The organism is Pedobacter polysacchareus (assembly GCF_019802255.1).
GTDB classification, from domain to species: domain Bacteria; phylum Bacteroidota; class Bacteroidia; order Sphingobacteriales; family Sphingobacteriaceae; genus Pedobacter; species Pedobacter polysacchareus.
Window position 1 is genome coordinate 23,047 of the sequence record NZ_JAHYSS010000011.1, and the last position, 20,074, is coordinate 43,120.

13 protein-coding genes and 1 riboswitch are annotated in these 20,074 nt (G+C 40.8%); of the genes, 5 read left to right on the forward strand and 8 right to left on the reverse strand.

Features of this window, described 5'->3' with window-relative positions:
* Positions 1–128: 128 nt before the first annotated feature.
* From K7X70_RS23940 to K7X70_RS23965, 6 genes are all read right to left on the reverse strand, one after another.
* Positions 129–2,564 carry a TonB-dependent receptor gene (locus tag K7X70_RS23940; RefSeq protein ID WP_222539446.1) on the reverse strand — a complete coding sequence of 812 codons (2,436 nt, stop codon included), beginning with the start codon at positions 2,562–2,564 and terminating at the stop codon, positions 129–131.
* A 123-nt stretch (positions 2,565–2,687) separates the two neighbouring features.
* Entirely contained in the window at positions 2,688–4,625 is a 1,938-nt protein-coding gene (locus K7X70_RS23945) for a DsbA family protein (protein WP_222539447.1), read from the reverse strand.
* Complete coding sequence (locus K7X70_RS23950) at positions 4,622–5,791, reverse strand: pyridoxal phosphate-dependent aminotransferase (RefSeq protein ID WP_222539448.1); 1,170 nt, start codon at positions 5,789–5,791, stop codon at positions 4,622–4,624. The genes K7X70_RS23945 and K7X70_RS23950 overlap by 4 nt, the downstream gene beginning before the upstream one ends.
* A gap of 60 nt (positions 5,792–5,851) precedes the next feature.
* Positions 5,852–6,253, reverse strand: coding sequence for a response regulator (locus tag K7X70_RS23955; protein WP_222539449.1), 402 nt, complete (start codon positions 6,251–6,253; stop codon positions 5,852–5,854).
* Complete coding sequence (locus K7X70_RS23960) at positions 6,250–8,226, reverse strand: GAF domain-containing sensor histidine kinase (protein WP_222539450.1); 1,977 nt, start codon at positions 8,224–8,226, stop codon at positions 6,250–6,252. Before K7X70_RS23960 ends, K7X70_RS23955 begins: the two co-directional genes overlap by 4 nt.
* Before the next feature lie 110 nt (positions 8,227–8,336).
* Positions 8,337–9,452 (reverse strand): tetratricopeptide repeat protein, encoded by a 1,116-nt coding sequence (locus tag K7X70_RS23965; RefSeq protein WP_222539451.1) that lies wholly within the window; start codon positions 9,450–9,452, stop codon positions 8,337–8,339.
* A gap of 224 nt (positions 9,453–9,676) precedes the next feature.
* On the opposite strand from K7X70_RS23965, the gene K7X70_RS23970 reads away from it, so the two are divergent.
* Positions 9,677–10,198, forward strand: coding sequence for an STM3941 family protein (locus tag K7X70_RS23970; protein WP_222539452.1), 522 nt, complete (start codon positions 9,677–9,679; stop codon positions 10,196–10,198).
* A 90-nt stretch (positions 10,199–10,288) separates the two neighbouring features.
* On the opposite strand, the gene K7X70_RS23975 is transcribed toward K7X70_RS23970, so the two are convergent.
* Positions 10,289–11,365 (reverse strand): aminotransferase class V-fold PLP-dependent enzyme, encoded by a 1,077-nt coding sequence (locus K7X70_RS23975; protein ID WP_222539453.1) that lies wholly within the window; start codon positions 11,363–11,365, stop codon positions 10,289–10,291.
* Between the two features lie 148 nt (positions 11,366–11,513).
* Here K7X70_RS23975 and K7X70_RS23980 point away from each other — a divergent pair, with 148 nt between their 5' ends.
* Positions 11,514–13,841, forward strand: coding sequence for a glycosyl hydrolase family 95 catalytic domain-containing protein (locus K7X70_RS23980; RefSeq protein ID WP_222539454.1), 2,328 nt, complete (start codon positions 11,514–11,516; stop codon positions 13,839–13,841).
* Positions 13,842–13,940: 99 nt separating this feature from the next.
* Positions 13,941–14,711, forward strand: coding sequence for a PA3715 family protein (locus tag K7X70_RS23985; RefSeq protein ID WP_222539455.1), 771 nt, complete (start codon positions 13,941–13,943; stop codon positions 14,709–14,711).
* A 12-nt stretch (positions 14,712–14,723) separates the two neighbouring features.
* On the opposite strand, the gene K7X70_RS23990 is transcribed toward K7X70_RS23985, so the two are convergent.
* Positions 14,724–15,116 carry an iron chaperone gene (locus tag K7X70_RS23990; protein ID WP_222539456.1) on the reverse strand — a complete coding sequence of 131 codons (393 nt, stop codon included), beginning with the start codon at positions 15,114–15,116 and terminating at the stop codon, positions 14,724–14,726.
* A gap of 616 nt (positions 15,117–15,732) precedes the next feature.
* Here K7X70_RS23990 and K7X70_RS23995 point away from each other — a divergent pair.
* Both K7X70_RS23995 and K7X70_RS24000 read left to right on the forward strand, forming a co-directional pair.
* A complete protein-coding gene (locus K7X70_RS23995; RefSeq protein ID WP_222539457.1) occupies positions 15,733–18,153 on the forward strand; it encodes a glycoside hydrolase family 20 protein in 2,421 nt (806 codons plus the stop codon).
* Positions 18,154–18,319: 166 nt separating this feature from the next.
* Positions 18,320–18,508: riboswitch (cobalamin riboswitch) on the forward strand.
* A gap of 91 nt (positions 18,509–18,599) precedes the next feature.
* Positions 18,600–19,907, forward strand: a complete 1,308-nt coding sequence (locus K7X70_RS24000; RefSeq protein ID WP_222539458.1) for a DUF5074 domain-containing protein — start codon at positions 18,600–18,602, stop codon at positions 19,905–19,907.
* Positions 19,908–20,074 lie beyond the last annotated feature (167 nt).

Genomic DNA, 20,074 nt, shown 5'->3' on the forward strand with positions numbered 1-20,074 from the left:
GAATTTTAGCACCCTGCTTTTTTTAGAGATAATTGTCTTTACAATTTTATGATAAACTTAGTTTCCATTAAAATAAGCCCAGTTTTCTTTATAATACCCCTATTTCCAGCAGAAATAGGGGCTTGCATTTAGATCCTTCTTTTCACTTCATCTGATCCGGTATCCCTGTCCCTTTTGTCTTTTACCGTCATTTTTCCGAAGTTGTAACTCAGCGACACCGCTACACTTTGCGTATCATAATAGTTTTCATCTATGATCCTCAATTCATTGACCAGTATTTTGTAATGGTCTTTGTTGCTCCTAAAAAAGTCCTGGCCAGATAAGGTAACATTCCATGCACCCATAGATTTTCTTAACCTCAGCTCAGTTTCCAATCTGTTGCCTATTTCTGTGTTTACAATGGTCACAGGAAAGGTATTATTTGCGATTACCGTGCAAGAAAGGCCATTTTTCCTGGAAATGTTAAAGGTCTGATTGGTGGAAAGGCTCAGCAGGAATGTTTTGTTCTCGATCAATATGTGATCTGCATAATTGCCTTTAGAAAGCACATAGCCGGTTAATCCGGTACCTGAAAATCTCCACCAGGGTAAAATCTGCTGGTAATAGGTGAGGGTACTGCTGAAGCTGTATTTATTGCCATAATTGACTTTCTTATTGGCGATGATATTAGCGCTGGGATTACTGGGAAGGGCATAGATCTCATCCAGCGACTGACTAGCGGCAAGCTGGAAAGTAAAGGTTCCCGATTTGCTAGTGATGGTATGGTTCAATTCCTCTCTATAGTACTTAGAAGGCATTAAGAATGGGTTTCCTTCATAATAAGTCTGATCCGTGGTGTAAGTCCTGAAGGGGTTTACATCCCAGAAACCTGGTCTGTTGATCCTGCTGGAAACCGCAAGTACATAAGATTTTTCCTTACTGCTCGTATATTTTAAGAAGACAGTCGGGAATAAGTTGGTATAATTTCTATCCACTACCCTAAGGCCCTCCAGCCATCCTTTGGCGATGGTGTTTTCTACGCGGAGGCCGAATTGATAAGACCAGCTGGCATTAACTTTTCCATTTACAATGCCATAAAGGGAATTGATGTGTTCCTTATATTGGAAGAAGTTACTTCTTTTTTCGTCTTTTATCCAGTTTTCACCATTGCCAGTGTCTTCAAAAACCAGGTTGTTATCAATCTTGGATAGCGCCGTTTTAACGCCAAAATCTATGGACAGGTTTTTATCTACCGGCCATTCGAAATCAGCTTTCACAGATTGGTTACTGATCTTTTGTGGTGCAGAACTTCTAAACCAGTCTTTTACAAATAAGGATTGCTGATTGCCAAGGTCTAAAGCCTCGGTTTTACTGATAGATTTGTTTTTTGAATTGTATTCCAGGGCATCCACATCTATGCTTACGGTCTTGCCTTTGCCGTCTAGTTTCCCCTGATAATTCAGGTTCAAGGAGTAGGTGTTGGTACTTAAATCATCTTTGTTGTGGGTTAAACGCAAAGAGTCATTGATGGCCGTGTAACGATCTCTTGTAAAGGCGTTGCGGTTTTCCCTATGTTTTTCTCCTGAGTAGTCAAATAACAGACCTACGATATGATCGGCATTAATTTGACGGTCTATTCCGAAATTCCCGCCGGGCGACAAGATCTGAAAATCATTGGCAGATTGTATGCTCCTATGCAGTAAATGATCAGGGCTGCCTGCAGGATAATAGATGTCCTTTTTGAACTCCGGCTTCCGATTTCTGTTGCTCATGTTAAGATTAGAGAAAACATTCCATTTTCCTGAGCGGTTGTTCCCATAAATGCTGCCCGCCTGAGAGTTTACTACCGTTTGTCGGCCGCTCAGCGCTGCATTTCCTATAAATCCTTCTTCTTTGTTCTTTCTGGTTATGATATTGATGATGCCAGCGCCACCTTCTGCATCGTATTTGCTGGAAGGGCTGGTCATCACTTCAATGGCCTCCAGGTTTTCAGCAGGAATACTGCTCAAGTAGTTCTTTAAAGCGTTTCCACTGAGCACTTTTCTTTTATTATTCAGGTAAACTACCGCACCGGTAGTCCCACTAATCTGAATCCCACCATCTGCGGAAACACTGACCAATGGGGTCTTTTCAACCACTTCCCAGATATTGCTCCCAAAAACCAGATCCGTTTCCCCAACATTAAAGCGAAGGCGATCTATTTGTCGCTGAAAGATGGGTTTTTTAGCACTGATCGCTACTTCATTTAAAGCATGGGAATGCTGGTATTGCAGAGGAACAAAAGTATCACCATTGATCGCAGCTGTTAAAGTGGTGTCCTTATAGGCCACATATTTAAACAAGAGCTGGTAATCTCCTTTACTGATATTTTTAAATTGGTAATTTCCTTTAGGGTCGGTAATGGCATTGCCGATAAGTTTAGCGCCTTGTTTCAGGCTAACGACCACAAGACTTAGTGGGAGCTGTTTTTCATCGATCACTTTACCGGAAAGCTGCTGTTCTTGAGCTGGATCTAAGGATTGTGAAAAGCTGTCAGTTGAGGTCAATAGGTTGATCAGCAGTAGGTAGAGCGCTATTTTTTTCATCACCTAAGATGGTTATTATTCCTTAAAAAAAAGCGGCTACCCTTAAAAAAGATAGCCGCACAAGCGTTATGGAATCAAATTGTTGCATTGAGCCTTGATTCTTTTTTAAACTGAGGAGTTTTTTTAGATCAGTTCGTAGTAATTACTTTTCCAGAGCGTTCCATTCTTACTTTCCATCTTTTTGATGAAACCCTGGTCATATAACTCTTCCAGTTGAGCTGCCGCTGCCTCCATGGAGATATTGCTCAAATAAGCAAATTCTTTATCCGCCATGGTAGGGAAGTGGCTGAACAAGGTTTTCGGATCGGTATTTATTTCCGCTTTTTTAGCATGAGGAATGCGTTTTAAAATGATGTCCACGAAATGGTCATAGGTTTGATGCCCTTTGATGGTTACATGCTCATTGTGTTGATCTGAAAAGATAAGGGTAGGGAAACTCGTTACCCCATGGGTTTTTCCAGTGTTCAGGTCTTCTGTAAACAATTCCTTTGCACGGCCTTCGAAATCCCGTAATAATCTCGCGGAATCCAATCCTACTTCTAAAGCGGCCGTCTCCAGAAATTCCCATTTAATAATGTTCTTCTTCTCTACAAAAACCATTTCATTGATCCGCCTTAAGAAAAGCGGAGCAAGGTCGTTGTCTTGCATCTGTGCAGCTTTAAAGGCAATAGAAGGTGGGTAGGAAGAATTCATCGGATCTTCAATCCATAAATCACCATCTATGGGCATCTCATGAATGGCACAAACTTCATCCCAGTGTTTGGCTACCTCGCCAGGGTTGTTTACTTTTCCTTTAGGGTATTCTCCCCAGGAAGGCAGCATGCCACCCATACAATATTTAATGTTCAGGTAACTGCCGTATTCCAGTTTAAGTTTTCTAAGTAAGGGCTGTATCGTCCAGCAGGTAGAGCAAATCGGGTCTGTAAAATAAAGCACATCAATCTGCATGCTCGCAGCTACTTCATCCTGTTCTTCCTTACTCACGATTAATGGCACAGGAATATCATCATCATTTTGATCTGTGGGATTTAGGAAGATGTGTTTAAGTTCTCTGCCCAGCAGGATGTGTTTTTCTATTTGTGGTGCCCGGGTGGCATAATACTGCTCAAAAGCTTGTTCCAGGGTTTCCTGAAGCATCAGTTCATCGGCCAGCGTTCTCGCATCCACAATCGCATTGGTGGTCCCTGCACTGGTAAATGGCAGGGAGAGGTGCGCCGCATCGCCGATTAGCACTACATTTTCGTGATGAAATTTAGGCAACAGGTCAAAATCACGTGTATTCCAGATGTAACTGCTGGTAAAATCATTGGTCGACAGTAATTCGTTGACTTCTGCAGGGAAATCCTTTAAAAGATGGCTGCAAAACGCTTTGATACCCTCCGGACTTTGATCCTCAACATCATTTGCATTGGCATCATACTGTATAAACCAGACAAATTCGTTTTGATCTGTAGGAATCATTCCGAAGGCTAAACCTTTGGTGTTGTCCTGGAACTTGGTAAAGTTCTGCCCATGTGTTTTTCCTAGCTTTTCATTATAAGAAACGCCTACTACTTCCTTGACGGCTACAGGACTAAAGGTGACTTCGCCCATAATTTGCTGCCTTACTTTTGAATTTCCACCATCAGCACCCACAAAAATATCGCCATATTCCAGTTCTCCATTGCTAAAGGCAGCGGCAGTAATCTTGTCATTTTCATAGATGAAATGCGAAAACTCTCTTCCTTCCTTCACCAGATTGCAAGGATAAGACTGTTTCAGAAAACGAATCAGGTCGCCTCGTTTGATGCATTTCCAGGAATCGAGGTGTAAATGTTTGATTTCTTTTCCTGATGGTCTTTTTAAGATAAAATCATGGACCATTTTGCCGGGAACCATCGTGTGGTCGTCTGGACTAAGTTCTTTTAATTTACTGAGGCCATCGCTATGCATTAAAAAAGCATGTCCGCGTTCTGGCATATTGACCAGTCTTTCGTTGATGACAACCTCTATATTGTTTTTTCGTAAAAATATACCAAGGGTGAGTCCGGCAATGCCTCCTCCAATTATGACAACTTTCATAGTAGTTTTATAGTGTTCTTGATACGGGAGAGCGCATCGGTAAGTATTTCTTCAGAAGTGGCAAAACTAAGGCGGATATAGCCTTCTGCACCTTCGCCAAACCATTGTTTTAATCCAGGTACGACCGAAACTTTTGCTTCATTAAAAAGTAAATCCCGAATCTCTAAACTGGTTTTGTTTGTTCCTGTAATGTTTGTAAAGGCCACATAACAACCTTCCGGTGCGATGCAATGGAAACCATCGATGCTATTCAGTTCCGTTACAATTAACTCCCGCATCTGATGCAAGTGGTTCTTGAAAGCATCCAGGTAATATCCACATTCATCTAATGCAGCTGTTGCCCCAATTTGCGACAATACATTGGCGCCATGAATGGTAGATCCATGGAGCGAAGCTTCAAAGAGCTGGTTATAATGAGTTGGATTGGAAGCCATCACCGTACCAATTCTTAAACCGGCCAGTCCATAAGATTTACTGAAACCTGTGATGGTAATGGTCCTGTTCCGAATTTCTTCATCCAGGGAAGCCATACTGGTGAAAACGTGCGGCGCATAAATAATGTCGCTCCAGATCTCGTCGGACAAGATGATCAGGTCGTATTTGCAGGCGATTTCCCCAAAACGAATCAGTTCTTCTTTAGTAAAAACCTTTCCTGTTGGATTTAATGGATTGCAGAGGCAAATCATTTTTGTTCGCTTGCTGATGAGCCTCTCTAATCGGTCAAAATCAACAGGGATCTCTCCCGGAGGGATAGAAAAAGAGATAGCTGTGGCGCCTACTGCTTCTATAGAATACCTGAAAAGGAAATCTACCGGGTCAAAAATAATCGCCTCATCAGCGATCGTTAGAAATGCTTTACAGGTTAGCCATATTCCAAAAGCAGCACTATCTACCGGAAAAAGCAGCGCTGGATCTGCAGGGATATTTCTTTTTTCCTGAAAGAATCCGGCCATACTTTCTTTGAACTCTGGTAAGCCTTCCGGCGGACCATAAGATAAGTACCTGTCTTTAGTAAATCGGATAATGCCGTCGGCGATTTCCGGGGCACAGGGGAAATCTGGATCTGCTGCCGTTAAAGGAATGACACCGTTTGGAACGGTGGCCCACCTTAAATTAAAAGCCCTTTTTTTTAGAATGTCAAGGTCAACTGTTGGAGAGGAGAACATGTTTTGGGATTATTAGATCGCGTATATTGTTTTTAAATGCAATAAATAGACATAAATGCACTAAGATAATTCGCCCATAATCTGGATAAATCTTTCTTTGTTTAATGGTTTAATAATGAAATCGGATACCACACTGAAATTTCTGGACCTTTCAATGTCATGAGGGGAAATAGAAGAAGATACGATGTACAAAATGATTCTTTTTCTTATCCTTGGCTGCACAACGGTATACTCCTCCAGAAACTCCCAGCCATCCATAATGGGCATGCTGAGGTCCAGAAATATCACATCAGGCAGTAGCTCATAATTATTTTGATTGGCTTTGAAGAAAGTAAGGGCTTGAAGACCGTCATTAAATTCATCAATGTGGGTGGCGATATTTGCGGCCTTAATCATGCGTTTTGTCAAAAAAACAAACGTGCTATCGTCATCTATAAGGGCTATTTTTTTTAACGAATTCATGCTCTTTGATTTATAAATTCAATAAAAAAGGTAGAACCAACATCAATTTTGCTTTCTACCCATATTTTACCTTTCATCGCTTCTACCTGAGTTTTGGTCATGTATAAGCCAAATCCTTTTGAGTTTGGGTGATGATGGAATACTTTTCCGATCTTAAAGCAGTTGTCTTTATGTTTCTCCATGTCAATTCCTAATCCATTGTCTGTAAATGACAGCAATATTTTTCCATCTAATTTTTGGCTTTTAAGCTGTATGACTAGTTTTCTTTTTGGACTCTGGTATTTGAGGCAGTTGCTAAAAAGGTTGTGAAAAATACTATATAGGTATTTTGCTGGAAAATAAACTGAAGGCGCCTCTTCAAAGTCCGTTTCTATGATGGCTTCTGATTTGTTAATCTCCGACTGTAATCCTTCAAAAGTCCGGCGGATACAGTCTGTCAACAGGATGTCTTCTGATTTAATTTCCAGGTCTTGTTTAATTTGGATGGATTCTACCAATTCATTAAAAGTGGTGTGCAGGTTGTCAATAACCGGCTTTAGTTTGGAAATTAGTGTTTTTTGTTCTTCAGGATTGTTCGTGTCTTCTATAAATTCTACCAGCATAGACATATTGACCAGTGGTGCCCTCAGGTTATGGGAAACGATATTACAGAAATCGATCAGCTGTGTATTTTGGGAGGACAATTGCTGCACCAATGCAGCTTGTTTTTCTTCCATGATCTTCCGCTCAGTAATGTCTATGCCGAAACCAATTACCATGGAGAGCGCACCGTTTTCATCATAAACGGGATACATACGACGTAAATGGGTAATGGTATTGCCTTCAGGGTCTTTCAAGCTATCTTCCCAGCGGATTTCCTTACCGCGGTTTTTTACTTCCAGAAATTGAGCCCTTCTTAAATCTGCGGTAGCGGTGTCTCTATTGCGATATGCGGCGTATTGATAATCGTCTTTGCCTACAATAAAGTCGCGGTATTCTTTAATACTAATTGCTCCCGGGTTTACAAACAGGTATTTATGATCAGGATCAAAAACTGCAATATCTGTAGGGAGTTTGTTTAATATATTCTCATAAAACTTTTGCTGTTTATCCAGTTCCTGAGCAATTTGATTGAGGTTCGTAATGTCCCTCACAAAACAGATGTAAAAATGCCTTCCCTGAATCGTTGCCGGAGAAATGCTCAGCGCAATATCAAAAATACTCTGGTCCTTTCTAATGGCCGAAATTTCTACAGTAGAATTGGGATAGTCTTCTGCTACATCATATTTAAAATGTGCCATGAGTTGGATATACTGCTCATGATAGGCGCTTGGAAGGATGACTTCCTGAAAGGATTGGCCAATAACTTCTGCTTTTAGCCATCCAAAGATGACTTCAGCCTTTGGATTCCATTGAGATATGGCACCATTATCATCCACAATAATCACTGCATCTATCGCATTGTGAAAAATAGTGTCGATTTCCTGAGTTGCGGTAATACTGTCATTTGCCAGTTTTTTAAAGTCCTGCTGATCCAGCTTAAGTCTGATACTTTCAGCAGCCTGATTTGCGAGGTGTTCCATTCCTTTAATCTGTCTGCTGCTCAGTTCACGAGGTCTTTTGTCCATCACACACAGATAAGCCAAAAGAACGTTTTTAGTGTCTATGACTGGGAAACTGGCATAGAAACAGATCCCTGATTTTAATAAATAGTGGTTAGAAAAACGATTGTCAAGTCTGATATCTGGGACAACTAAAATGGAAAGAGCGCTGAATGGAAGTGTCCATGACTGTTCGGTATCAAGGGATATGGTACTTGTTTTTAGTAAGGTCTGGTCTTCATTCTCAATTGCAATAAAAGCAATCGGTACTTCACAAAGCAGTTCAGCTAATGATATAATGCTGTTAAAACTACCTTTGTTTTCTTCATCTAATAGCTGCTGCAACTGGATGAAGCCAACTTTTTCAATCCCCGGATAGGAGTCTAATCTCATACTTTGTTTTAAAATTAGAATGGTATTAAGATTAAAGTTATAAATTATTACTTGAAATCTTTCGCTAGACTTCTAACACTGTAATATTAATTAAAATTATTGATTGGTTACTAATGTGTACGAATATTTTTGGAAGCTAATTTTTTTGAGATCTTTTCCCGCAGAGCTAGATAACTGTCTTTAGGGAAATCGGCTGAATCTGGTGCCAATGCTATGGCGATATTGATCTCGCAGAGTGCGTCTTCATCAGCACCGGTATACATTTTACATTCGGCAATATGGTAATGGATTTCTGCAAGAAAGGTATTTACAGTCTCGTTTTCAGGTTTTGAAACTGCTTCCTGGGAGCCTATAGAAAACTTTGTATTAGTTTTGATGGCTTGTATCAGGTTTTCCTTGTTTTTTAAAGCAAGCTGATAGGATGATAATGCTTTATGGTATTGTTTCAGTGCCAGGTAGGTGTTCCCTATGAAATTTAGGGTCATGCCGTCGCTGGGGAATTTTTTTAGCCCCTGCTCATAAATACCCAATGCAGATGGGTATTGTTTTAAGTTATAATAGGCGATGCCTCTCTGGTAAAAATAGCTGGGTTTTGCGGGATTACAGATGTCCTCCAGGGCAGCATTGATCTGGCTCCTGAACAAGGTATCTATGGTCTTTTGCTGAAGGTTTAATTTTTTAGCAGTTTGGTAATCCTGACAAGCACCGTCCAGGTTTTCCATTTTGTATTGAAGGGAGCCACGTTGCAGGTACGGGATTAAATCGTTTGGCAATAGGGTAATGGCCTGATTATAATCAGCCATAGCAGCAGTCAGATCACCTTGACGTGTTTTTAATTTTGCCCTCCACAAAAACAGATCACCGTCTTTGGGATCAGTAAGCACCGCCAGATTAAAGTACTCCAAGGCCTTTTTGAAGTCGTTGCGCATTGCGTAAGTCCTCCCGATGTGCATATAACATTTTGCGCAGTTCGGGTTAACCAGTAAGGCTTCCCGGTAATATTGTTGTCCAACATCCGGGTTTTTATTCTCAATATGGAAGAAGCCCAGCATCCTCAGTAAAATTTCATTCTTTGGCTTTGCTTTTAGTTCCTGCTCCAGATAAGGAATGATCTTTACTCTTTGTCCGATGTTGTTCAGCGAATCAGCGGTCATTTCATATTTGCTGGTTTGCCCATATGAAATACCAGATAGAAAAAGGAGTGCAAAGCTGAGGAACATTTTCATAAATAATCATTGCTCATTTTTCAGGCCAATATTCAAAACGGGCGAGAAATAGATAAAAAAGAGATGTTTCAGGTATTCAATAGGATAGGTTCTAATTTGGTAATTTACTTTTGTATGGCTTGATTTTTGAAACCAAGGCCGATAATTAAGGTGTATAAACGCCTTTATCATTACTCAACCTTAACCTGCTCTTTGTAAATGTGGAAGGTTAATTAAAAATTAACATGGAATTTTATAGAAATCAAAAAAAATCAAATCAACTCGTTTTAATTTATGTTGGTATTATCGCATTGCTATTGGGTATTCTACTTTATAGTACAGGTCTTATTTCAGATAGATATTTACCTAAACCAGCGGTGATCTCCGGGATTGGTGTGCTTATTTTCACCTTCTGTCTGATTAAATCATTAATCGCCGCTAAAGATAAGTCGCCAATGATTTCCCTAAAACCAGAAGGCATTACGTCCAGGGTTACTCCTGCAAGTAAGGCTGCCGGGCTGATCAATTGGAAAGATATTGAAGAACTTAGCCTGACTAAAATGGGCGCAGACGTATTAGTGACACTTCATTTGAGTAATGTAGATCACTACAAAGCAATGATCAGTAAGAAGTTGTCGAAGATGGCTGTTAGCAATAATACTGACGAAAATGGACACTTTTTGGTGTACCTGACGGCCTCACACATCGATTTTAATGCAGAAGAGTTACTGGAAAAAATCAATGCTTACGGGCCAAAAAATAAATAGGAGCACTCATTGCTGCAACTGCCAGCAAGAAAGCCGAATTCTCTTTAGGGAATTCGGCTTTTTTATTGAAATAACATGAATCTATCACTGTTAATGCTGATCCAATACGCTTAATAGCTTTTCAAGATCTTCCTCGGTATTGTAAAAATGGAAGGAAAGTCTTAATCCTTCCCCACGTGGAGTAAGCAAGATGTTAGCTTCCTGCAGGCGTTGCGTCAATTCAACATCTGTAGAAATATTAAAGATGGTACTATGCAGTTTCCTTGCTGCAACAGTGTTAGACAGCAGTCCACGATCCGTTAATGCCTTTTTTGCCCGTCCGCCAATGGATTGCAATTTTTGCTGAATGACATCCATACCAATGGATTCAAAGTTTAAAATAGCCTGTTTCAGCGTGCCAAAATTAAAGGTATCCAGGTGGCCTGGTTCAAAACAAAGCGACAACATGCTTCTGTCTTTTAAAAAGATCTCTGTAGGGAGTGAATAACTAATTCTTTTCTGATATAAGCTCGCGCAAGCCTGATCTTTGAGGAGAACAAATCCATTGCCATATCCCGAAAGCATCCATTTATAGCCACTGCTGATGAGTACATCCAATCCCGATGCTTCAAAGTTAAAACTACCTGTACCACAGAACTGAGTTCCATCGCCTACAATCAGCAAATCTGGGTAGCTTTCCTTTAGAGTTTTGATGAAATTGAGATCTATTTGAATGCCACTGGCATATTGAACCAAACTGATGGCCAAGATGGATGGGTTAAATGTTTTAATTTTATCCAAAATGTGCTGTTCAAGAGCTTCATCCGCAAGGGCATACTCACATGGAAACCCTCTGCTTTCTACTGGGTAATTCACTGATGGATAATCGCTGCTGATCAGCAAAAATTTATGATCCGGCGCCAGGCCATCCAGGAAGGTATTAAAACCGTAAGACATGTTTTGAACAAGAAAAGTGTTTTCTGCCTTGCTATGAAAGAATCTGGCCACATGCTCCCTCACATCCTGTAAAAAACTCCGTTGCTCGAGGCGGAAGTCACTACCGCGACGGAAAAAATCTTCATCATGTGATTTTCTCCATTCTAAAATAGAAGTAGATAGTATACCCGAACTGGCAGTGTTTAGATAGGTGCAATTCGAGAGTAGCGGAAATTGTGCATTGATACTCATGGCACGAATATACAGATTAGCTAAAAAACTGGAATGGCTTCATCAGATAATCCATTAAAATAGTTAATTAATCTATTCGCCGACCAGGTGGTGGCATTTATCTTTGCCATTAACCACAAATGTAAAACAACGAAAAACCTAGACGTTAATGCTTAAACCTAAAATCTTAAAAACCTGTTTCCTGATCTTAAATAGCTGCATGGGCCTTTCGGCCAGTGCTCAGCAGGCAGTCTTACCTGAATCTGCTTATAATCTCGTACTTAAAGCACCTGTAATTGCCTGGGATGAAGCATTGCCACTCGGTAATGGATTGATGGGAGGCTTGTTATGGGGGGAGAATAACACCGTCAAACTCTCTTTAGATAGAGGTGATTTATGGGACGAGCGTACGCATGGAGAGAAAGAATGGTGGAAAAAATATACTTATCATAAGGGAGCAGCACTCATTGCTCAAAAGGAATTCAATACGGTAAATTCCTGGTGGGATGAAGCTTATAATGGGGTGAGTCCGACGAAATTGCCTGCGGGGAGGATTGAATTTAGATTTCCTAAAGGAGAAGTACTGAAGAATTTTGAACTGCTGGAAGCGACGGCAGAAGGCGTGGCAAGGTTCAATTCCGGAGGACAAATGCATGCTTTTTATAGTGCGAAAGATCCGGTGGCGATGCTGTCTATTAAAGGAGTAGTACCGGATGAAGTTCAGTTGTTCAGTCCGATGGAGGTGTATCGGAAAACCGTAAAGGGCGACGGTGGACCAAGCAGCGGCGGATCTGTCAGTAAACTGGGTTATCCTGAAGCGATAAAAGGAAAATCGGCCAATGCCGAATGGTATATCCAGGAAGCTGCCGAGGGCCTGAAATATTGCGTATATATCGAGAGAAAGAAAAGTAATAAAGAAACTTTGATCGCTTTGAGCATTACTTCTACAGCCGATAGCAAAGACCCTTTGGCATTGGCCCGTCAGCGATGTGCCATTGCTTTAAACAAGGGATATCCCGCGATGCGCAAACCTCATGTACAGTGGTGGGCGGATTTTTGGAAGAAATCGAGTGTTCAGATTCCAGATACAGCGGTTCAGAAACAATACAACCTGGTGCAGTATTTTTATGGTGCAGCATCTCGCTTAAATGCCCCGCCTATGCCACTCCAAGGAGTCTGGACTGCAGATAACGGCACTTTACCACCATGGAAAGGCGATTACCATAACGACCTGAATACGCAGATGACTTATATGGCTTATCAGGAATCCGGAAGATACGATGAAGGGGCTTCGTACCTGAATTTCCTTTGGGATCGCCGGGATTTCTTCAGGGATTTTGCGAGAGATTTTTATGGTACTAAAGGGCTGGCTTGTCCGGGTGTGATGTCTTATTCTGGTCAGCCATTAGGCGGATGGGGACAATATAGTATGTCGCCAACCATGAGCGCATGGAGTGCACACCTGTTTTATTTACATTGGCTTTATACGGCTGATGATACTTTCCTGAAGGAAAAAGCTTATCCATGGAGTTCCGAAGTGGGAGAATGTATGCTGGGTTTACTGCAGAAAGACAGCAATGGCCTGTTGAAATTGCCGCTTTCTTCTTCTCCGGAAATTTTTGATAACAGTCCGAAGGCATGGTTGGAGCCCAATAGCAATTACGACCTGATGAGCTTAAAAATGCTGTTCCTCTCTCTAAAGGAAATGGCTGGAGAAATGGGTAAAAACGAAGAAGTGAAGAAATGGGGAGACGCGGCAATAGCGTTAGGTGATTTCCATACGAAAGAGGATAGTACATTACTTTTAGATGCAAAATATGAGTTGACCGAAAGCCACAGACATTTATCCAACATCATCGGGATTTATCCTTTCAATTTGATCAACAATGAGTCTGGCAAAGCCGATGCGAAAGTAATAGAAGCTAGTTTGAAAAGCTGGGATAAATTAGGCACCCGATCTTGGGTAGGTTATACTTTCTCCTGGATGAGCTGCCTGAAAGCAAGGGTAGGTGATGGAGAAGGGGCTGTGAAAAACCTGGATATTTTCGTTAAAGCTTTTATCTTGCGCAATGGTTTCCATGTAAACGGCGATCAAACTAAGCGCGGTTATTCGGGTTTTACTTACCGCCCATTTACGCTGGAAGGTAATTTTCTGGCTTCGCAGGCAGTACATGAAATGTTGATGCAAAGCTGGAGCGTTACGCCTGGAGATCCTCATACAGGCCTGATCCGTATTTTTGCTGCCATGCCTAAGAAATGGGCAGATGCTTCTTTTACAGACCTTAGGGCAGAAGGTGGTCACCTGGTTTCAGCGATTCGTAAAAATAACAAAACAACTAGCTTCCGCATTACTGCAGGCAGAACTGGTAAGCTCCAGATTAAGGATAATTTTAATGGGATTCAACCCGTATGGAATGTTAAATCTGTGGCTAAAATAGGAGAGGTTTACGAGGTTAATTTGAATAAAGGACAGACTTTGACAGCGACGCTCAACTAATCCATAATTATTTTAGCTGATATTTCAAGATGGTTATGTTATTTTAGAGCTGACGTTCTCCCCGATTTTTAGTTGGAAGCGCTTAATAAGAGTTGATTTATGAAAAAACACCTTATAATATTATTGCTCTGTACTACTTCTTGCTTGTGGGTTAGGGCTGCAGCTATTGAGCCAGATAGCCTGTTGATTAGTCGGGTGCTCAAGGAGCTGGGAATTCCGCTTGCCAAAACTAAAGAAGAGTTTATCCGCACGAAAGCAATGCCAAATGACCCTGGTAAAACGATCTTCAGTATTCCTGTATTGGTTAGCGAAGAAGATGGGGGAAGTTCCTATACCATGGATGCTTATGTTCTAGTGGTGGAATCGGCAACAGGTAAGATCCTGCAAAAGTATGATGAAGAAGGTTATTGGGAATCCGACGCGGTTCGTATCGAGGATATTGGCATAGATACAGCGCCTTATCGGTTAAATCCACAGACCAGGGCTTTTGGTATCACGACACAATTTGTAGGCAGTTCCAGCCCAAATCCTTTTAGCCAGACAACGATCTCTTTGTTTGTTCCACAGGGAAATACCTTAATTAAAGTAGTCGACAAACTGGTTTTAGAGCAGTACAATGGAGAATGGGACATGCATTGTGCTGGAGTTTTCGAAAACAAAATGACTAATATTGAAGTGTCCAGCAGCAAAACTAATGGTTACGCCGATCTGCTCATCAATAGTAAAATCACCAATACCGAATCGTTTAAGATGGGAGAAGAATGCGAAGCAAAAGTTGTAAAAAACAAGCTGAATAAAAGCGTATTGAAATTTAGTAGGGGAAGTTATCACATCAGCCCACCTAGAAATAAACCGGTTAGAAATAAATAAGTACTCAGAAAATTACTTAGCTGGTTTTGTTTTTTTTGCTTTGCCTAAGTTTTCCTGCCTTCTAAAAGCAACAATCCTGCGAATCAGCTCGAGGGGAAGCGCCTGCTCAATTGGGAATTTTACAGAACCTTTGGCCATTTGATAGCCTGATAATTCTGAATGAAAAGCCTCAATTCCAGAGGGCGCCGGGTAAAAACCGATGTGGTTTTTATAAGCTGCAAAATGGACCAGATTGCCATTTAAAGTAAAAGTAGGGATGGCATAATTAATGGTTTCCTCCGCCTCAGGAGCGGCTTCCCTAATGGTTTTCCTAAGTTCCTCCAGCATCATCTGTACCTGATCTGGAAAATTAGAAATGTAATCTGAGATGCTTTTTGGATTAGTGGTACTTGACGTGCTTTTCATTTGAATCAACTTTAGTGGGGTTGCAAACTGGCTTTTCATCTATTATTTGGCAAACAGTACCTGTATTGAGGAAACCAACAATGATTAGCCCGATGGAACTGATGAATAATAAAGCTAAACTGATATTGCTTTTAACTTTTTTTATCTGGAAACGCAGACTGAGCAATAAATAGGTATAACTGGACGCCCATATTATAAATACGACGATCATTACCGATTCGTTCCACCCGATGGAATCGTCGTTCATCCCAAACCAGGAGGGATCAAAAACAGATTTTGTAAATTGTAACAAGGTCATCCTAATACAAATATATTCTTTCAGAGATAGGAAGGTACTGGGATAACATGACATATTTAGGGGGGATATGCGACAACTTGGAATATAGCAATCTTAATTAAGCAGAACAAATTCTTCATTTAAAAATAGGGATAATACCATACCGCAAACGTTTGTGCGATTTCAGTGCCTTCATTTGTCGTCTTATTGCCTGATATTTTATTAGCATTGTGTAAGCGATACCATACTGAACCATTAAGAAGCTCTAGACTTCTCTAAAGTATAATCGCTGGAAAGGCGGAGAGATGCGCTGTTTTCAATGAAACCTAAAATATGAATATGAAAAAACTATACGCAATGGTATCCTGCGCCTTTTTATTTGGCGGACAGGTATTTGCCCAGCAGACCGATAGTGTCTTGTTTGGAGAAATTGGGAAACAGGTGGCTTTTTCTGCCGCTCTGAAATCTGGTGATACTGCCATCCCTAAACTGAAAGTACCTAACGGATTTTCTGCCGTTTTAAAAGGAACCGATCGCCTAACAGTCGTCAATGCCGATGGAAAGGTTTTTATGCCACTCGAAAATGTAGACGTTTCTTTGTTCTATCAGCTGAAACGGGAAAGTGATCAGCTGACCATGGATATGCAAACGATCACTTTAAAGGTGCCAGGTCAGTTCAATGACCAGGGAAAAGCAATCAATGCTAAACCTTTTGTGATTCCAGCCTTAAGAGAATGGCATGGGGCAACAGGTAGTTTTCAATTGAAAAAGAAAAGCCGCATTGTCCTGGCAGACCATGATCCTGTTTTACGAGGAATTGCTGATCTATTGCAAAAAGACCTGAAGGCCATGAATCTTCCTTTGGAAATCAAAATAGGGAAACCTGCAACTGGCGATATTGTATTATCCCTGAAAACATCCGACAAAGGATTAGGCGAGGAAGGATATGAAATGATCATTGACGATTACCTTCAGATCAATGCTTTGCATAAAAAAGGAGCGATCTGGGGCACAAGAACACTACTGCAATTGCTGGAACAGGACCCCGTAAATCACCATATCGTAAAAGGACAAAGTAGAGATTATCCTAAATATGCGGTCAGAGGATTAGTGCTTGACGTAGGAAGAAAGTTCTTTACCATGGATTTCCTCAGAGAATATGTGAAAATGATGTCCTACTATAAAATGAGCGAATTCCACATTCACTTAAATGACAACGGATTTCCCATCTATTTTAAGAACAAATGGGAAGATGTGTACGCTGCTTTCCGTCTGGAAAGTACAACTTACCCAGCGCTAACGGCTAAAGATGGACATTATACGAAGAAAGAATTTATTGCACTTCAGGAGATGGCCGATGATTATGGCGTAGTGATTATTCCTGAAATTGATGTGCCTGCACACTCCTTAGCCATCACCAGAATTCTCCCTGAAATTGGCAGTAAAAAATATGGTATGGATCACCTGGATCTGTATCATCCTAAAACTTACGAGATTGTAAGTAATATATTTAAAGAATACCTGGAGGGCCCAAACCCAGTTTTTAAAGGGAAGGTAGTCCACATTGGTACCGACGAATATGCGAAAGAGGAAGCCGAAAAATTCAGGTATTTCACGGATTACTTTATCAAATATGCACAGGGATTTGGAAAAGATGTTCGTGTTTGGGGTGCCTTGACTCACGCAAAAGGGAAAACTCCTGTGACGGTTAAAGGGGTGGCGATGAATGCCTGGTACAATGGTTACGGTGAACCCAGGGCAATGAAAAAACTAGGTTATCCGCAAATCAGTACTCCTGATGGTTGGCTATACATCGTTCCGGCAGCAGGCTATTACTATGATTACCTGAACTTAAAGAATTTGTATAGAAAATGGGAGCCCGTAAATATTGGTGATGTGACTTTCCAGGCCGGAGATCCTGCCGTTATTGGAGGAATGTTTGCCGTGTGGAATGATAAATCACCAGCTGGAAACGGTATTACAGAGAAAGATGTTCATGACCGCGTTTTCCCTGCATTACAAGTTTTATCTCAAAAGATGTGGGCTGGAACAGACAGCATTCCTTTTAAAGATTTCCTGGTTAAAGGAAAAGGAATTAAAGAAGGACCTGGCGTTAACGTAGCTGGTTATGTTTTAGGGAAAGACTCATTGGTGCTGAATTATACTTTTGAAGATTCAAAACTTAAAGATCAATCCAGCTATAAGCGTGGAGCTGCAGTTAAAAATAAGGTAAACTTTGCTAAAGGGATCAATGGTAATGCCCTGGTTTTATCAGGCGAGAACAGCTTCCTGCAATTGCCGCTTAAAGAAATTGGCTATGGTTATACCGTTTCTATGTGGTTAAAACCGGATCAAAACTCGGTAGGAGAGCGGATCTTATTTAGCTCAGAAAATGGGGTAGTTAAATCCTCCACTAAATCTCAAAAGCTAGGCTTCTCCAGAGAAGGAATGGATTATGAATTTAATTACCAATTGCCAGCAAATGAATGGACACAGGTAGTGATCACTGGTGACCATAAAGGAACTTCATTGTACATCAATGGAAAACTTCAGGAGAAAATGATGGGTAAGGAAATCTTATTCCCGGATACTAAAGCAAAAATGTTAAAAGTAGAAACATTGGTGTTTCCATTGCAGAATTTAGGCAGTGCAAAAAATGGTTTCTCTGGTGCGGTAGACGATTTGAAAGTATTTAATAAAATGCTTTCTGATCAGGAGATCAGTAAAGGTTATTTAAATAAAGGGCAGGTTTCAAAATAAAGAAGCCTACCTGGAATATAATATTGGGGGAGCGTCCGGGTCGTTATGACTCGGGCGCTTTGTTATTTAAGGAAATAGTGGATTTTAAGCTTAAGAAAAATGACCTCATTTCTCCTAATACCTGCTGGAAGCTCAGCGCATCTGCTAAATTATTCAGTTAGATTTATATCTTTGCGGCGCTTTTGGTTTCCGGCATACACCCGGAATTAAAAGGGAATCTGGTGTAAATCCGGAACTGTCCCGCAGCTGTAAGCTCCTTAACCGAGGTACAATTCAAGGTCACTGTTATTAACGTAATGGGAAGACCGTACTTAGGGGAGCAAGTCAGAAGACCTGCCTTTAGCATTTATAATTCATAGCTTTCGGGGATTGAAGCTGGAATGAGGATACTCTTTTTGGGGTACCCATATTCTTTTTATTCCGTTTGCTGTGGTTTAAAGCAAAAGATGAATATAAAACAAACCATAGTAGCAATGTTTTGCCTGGGTATACTCGCTGTATCCTGCAAAAAAGAAGAGACAGAAATCGCCAGATTAACCTATCAGGCGGAGAGCGACAGTCTGATGACCGTCAAGGTAGGGAAGGAGTTGATCCTGTCACCTCAAATCATAGGTAAAACCAACCGATATCAATGGCTAGAGAATGGAAAAGAAGTAGCGGGTACCGCAACTTATACCTTTAAAAAAGCCGAACCAGGAATTTACAACATCGAGTTCGTTGTAGAGAATGATAAAGGTAAAACTTCCCTAAATTATCGTGTAAAAGTGCTTGGACCTTATGGAGATGGGGTTTTACTGTTGAGTTATACCGATGAAACTGGTTTTGGAAATTCTAGTTTATCACATATGGACGAAGATGGAACCATTCAACTGAATGTTTTTTCAAAGGCTAATCCTGGCGCAGCCTTATCTCCTGAAGCAAACAACTTGTATTACTTCAATAACCAATACTACATCACCTCTTCTTTTGGACCAAATTTCCTGAGCGTTGTGGATGCACAAACGATGAAGTTAAACTATGTTGTCAATAAATCTGCTGCGAGCGAAGTCACCTATTTTGCCACAACAGATGGGAAAACAGGTTATGTGAATGTAACCAATCGTAGGAAATCAGGTCTGTACACGGTTGATCTGACGAATAAAAGTATTGGATCAACAATTCTGGAAGGAAGTAAAGAAGTATCCCTGGTACCCATCAATACAGTTAATCAAGCGATTGTTACTGGGGCAGGAAAACAGCTGATAAAAGTAGAAGGTGCTAAAGTCGTGGTCTTGAATACTTACAAAGAAAATGTAGCTGGGGTGGTCAAAAGTGGTGATAACAGCTATTGGGTAGGCGTTCAGGGAAGCACGGCCAACAAAGCCAAATTTGTGAAATTAGATAAAAGCAATAAAGGGGTAGACTCAGTAGAGCTGACTGCTAATTTCAAAGTCCCTGCTAATGGCATCCTGACTTCTGGTGGAAAAGATGAGTATTTGTACTGGCAGGAAACCTCCAGAGGCGTCATCTGCAGATTTAATACCCGTACTAAAACAGCAGAAGAATTTGTAGACCATGCAAATGCAGGAATCATATTTGCCACTAGCTGGAAAGTGAACCCTAAAAATGGAGAACTTTATGTCGCTGATAGTCCGGAGATATTCTCGGGAGCTGAACCATTCAGTAATCTTTTCATTTTTGATAAAAGCGGAAAGCTTAGGAAAGAAGTGAAGAAAGCAGGGTACCAGATTACCGACATCGTTTTCCCTCAATAGATAAGCGATAATTAAATGAAAGAGGCTTAGCCTTTATGCACTGCCCCCAAAAAGTTAGCCAACTATTTGGGGGCTTTTTTTTATGAAATGATTATAAAAAGATGACTCGATAGGAATACCGATTATATAAAAAAAGGACAGAATTATATAAATTTAAGTAGCGTCTT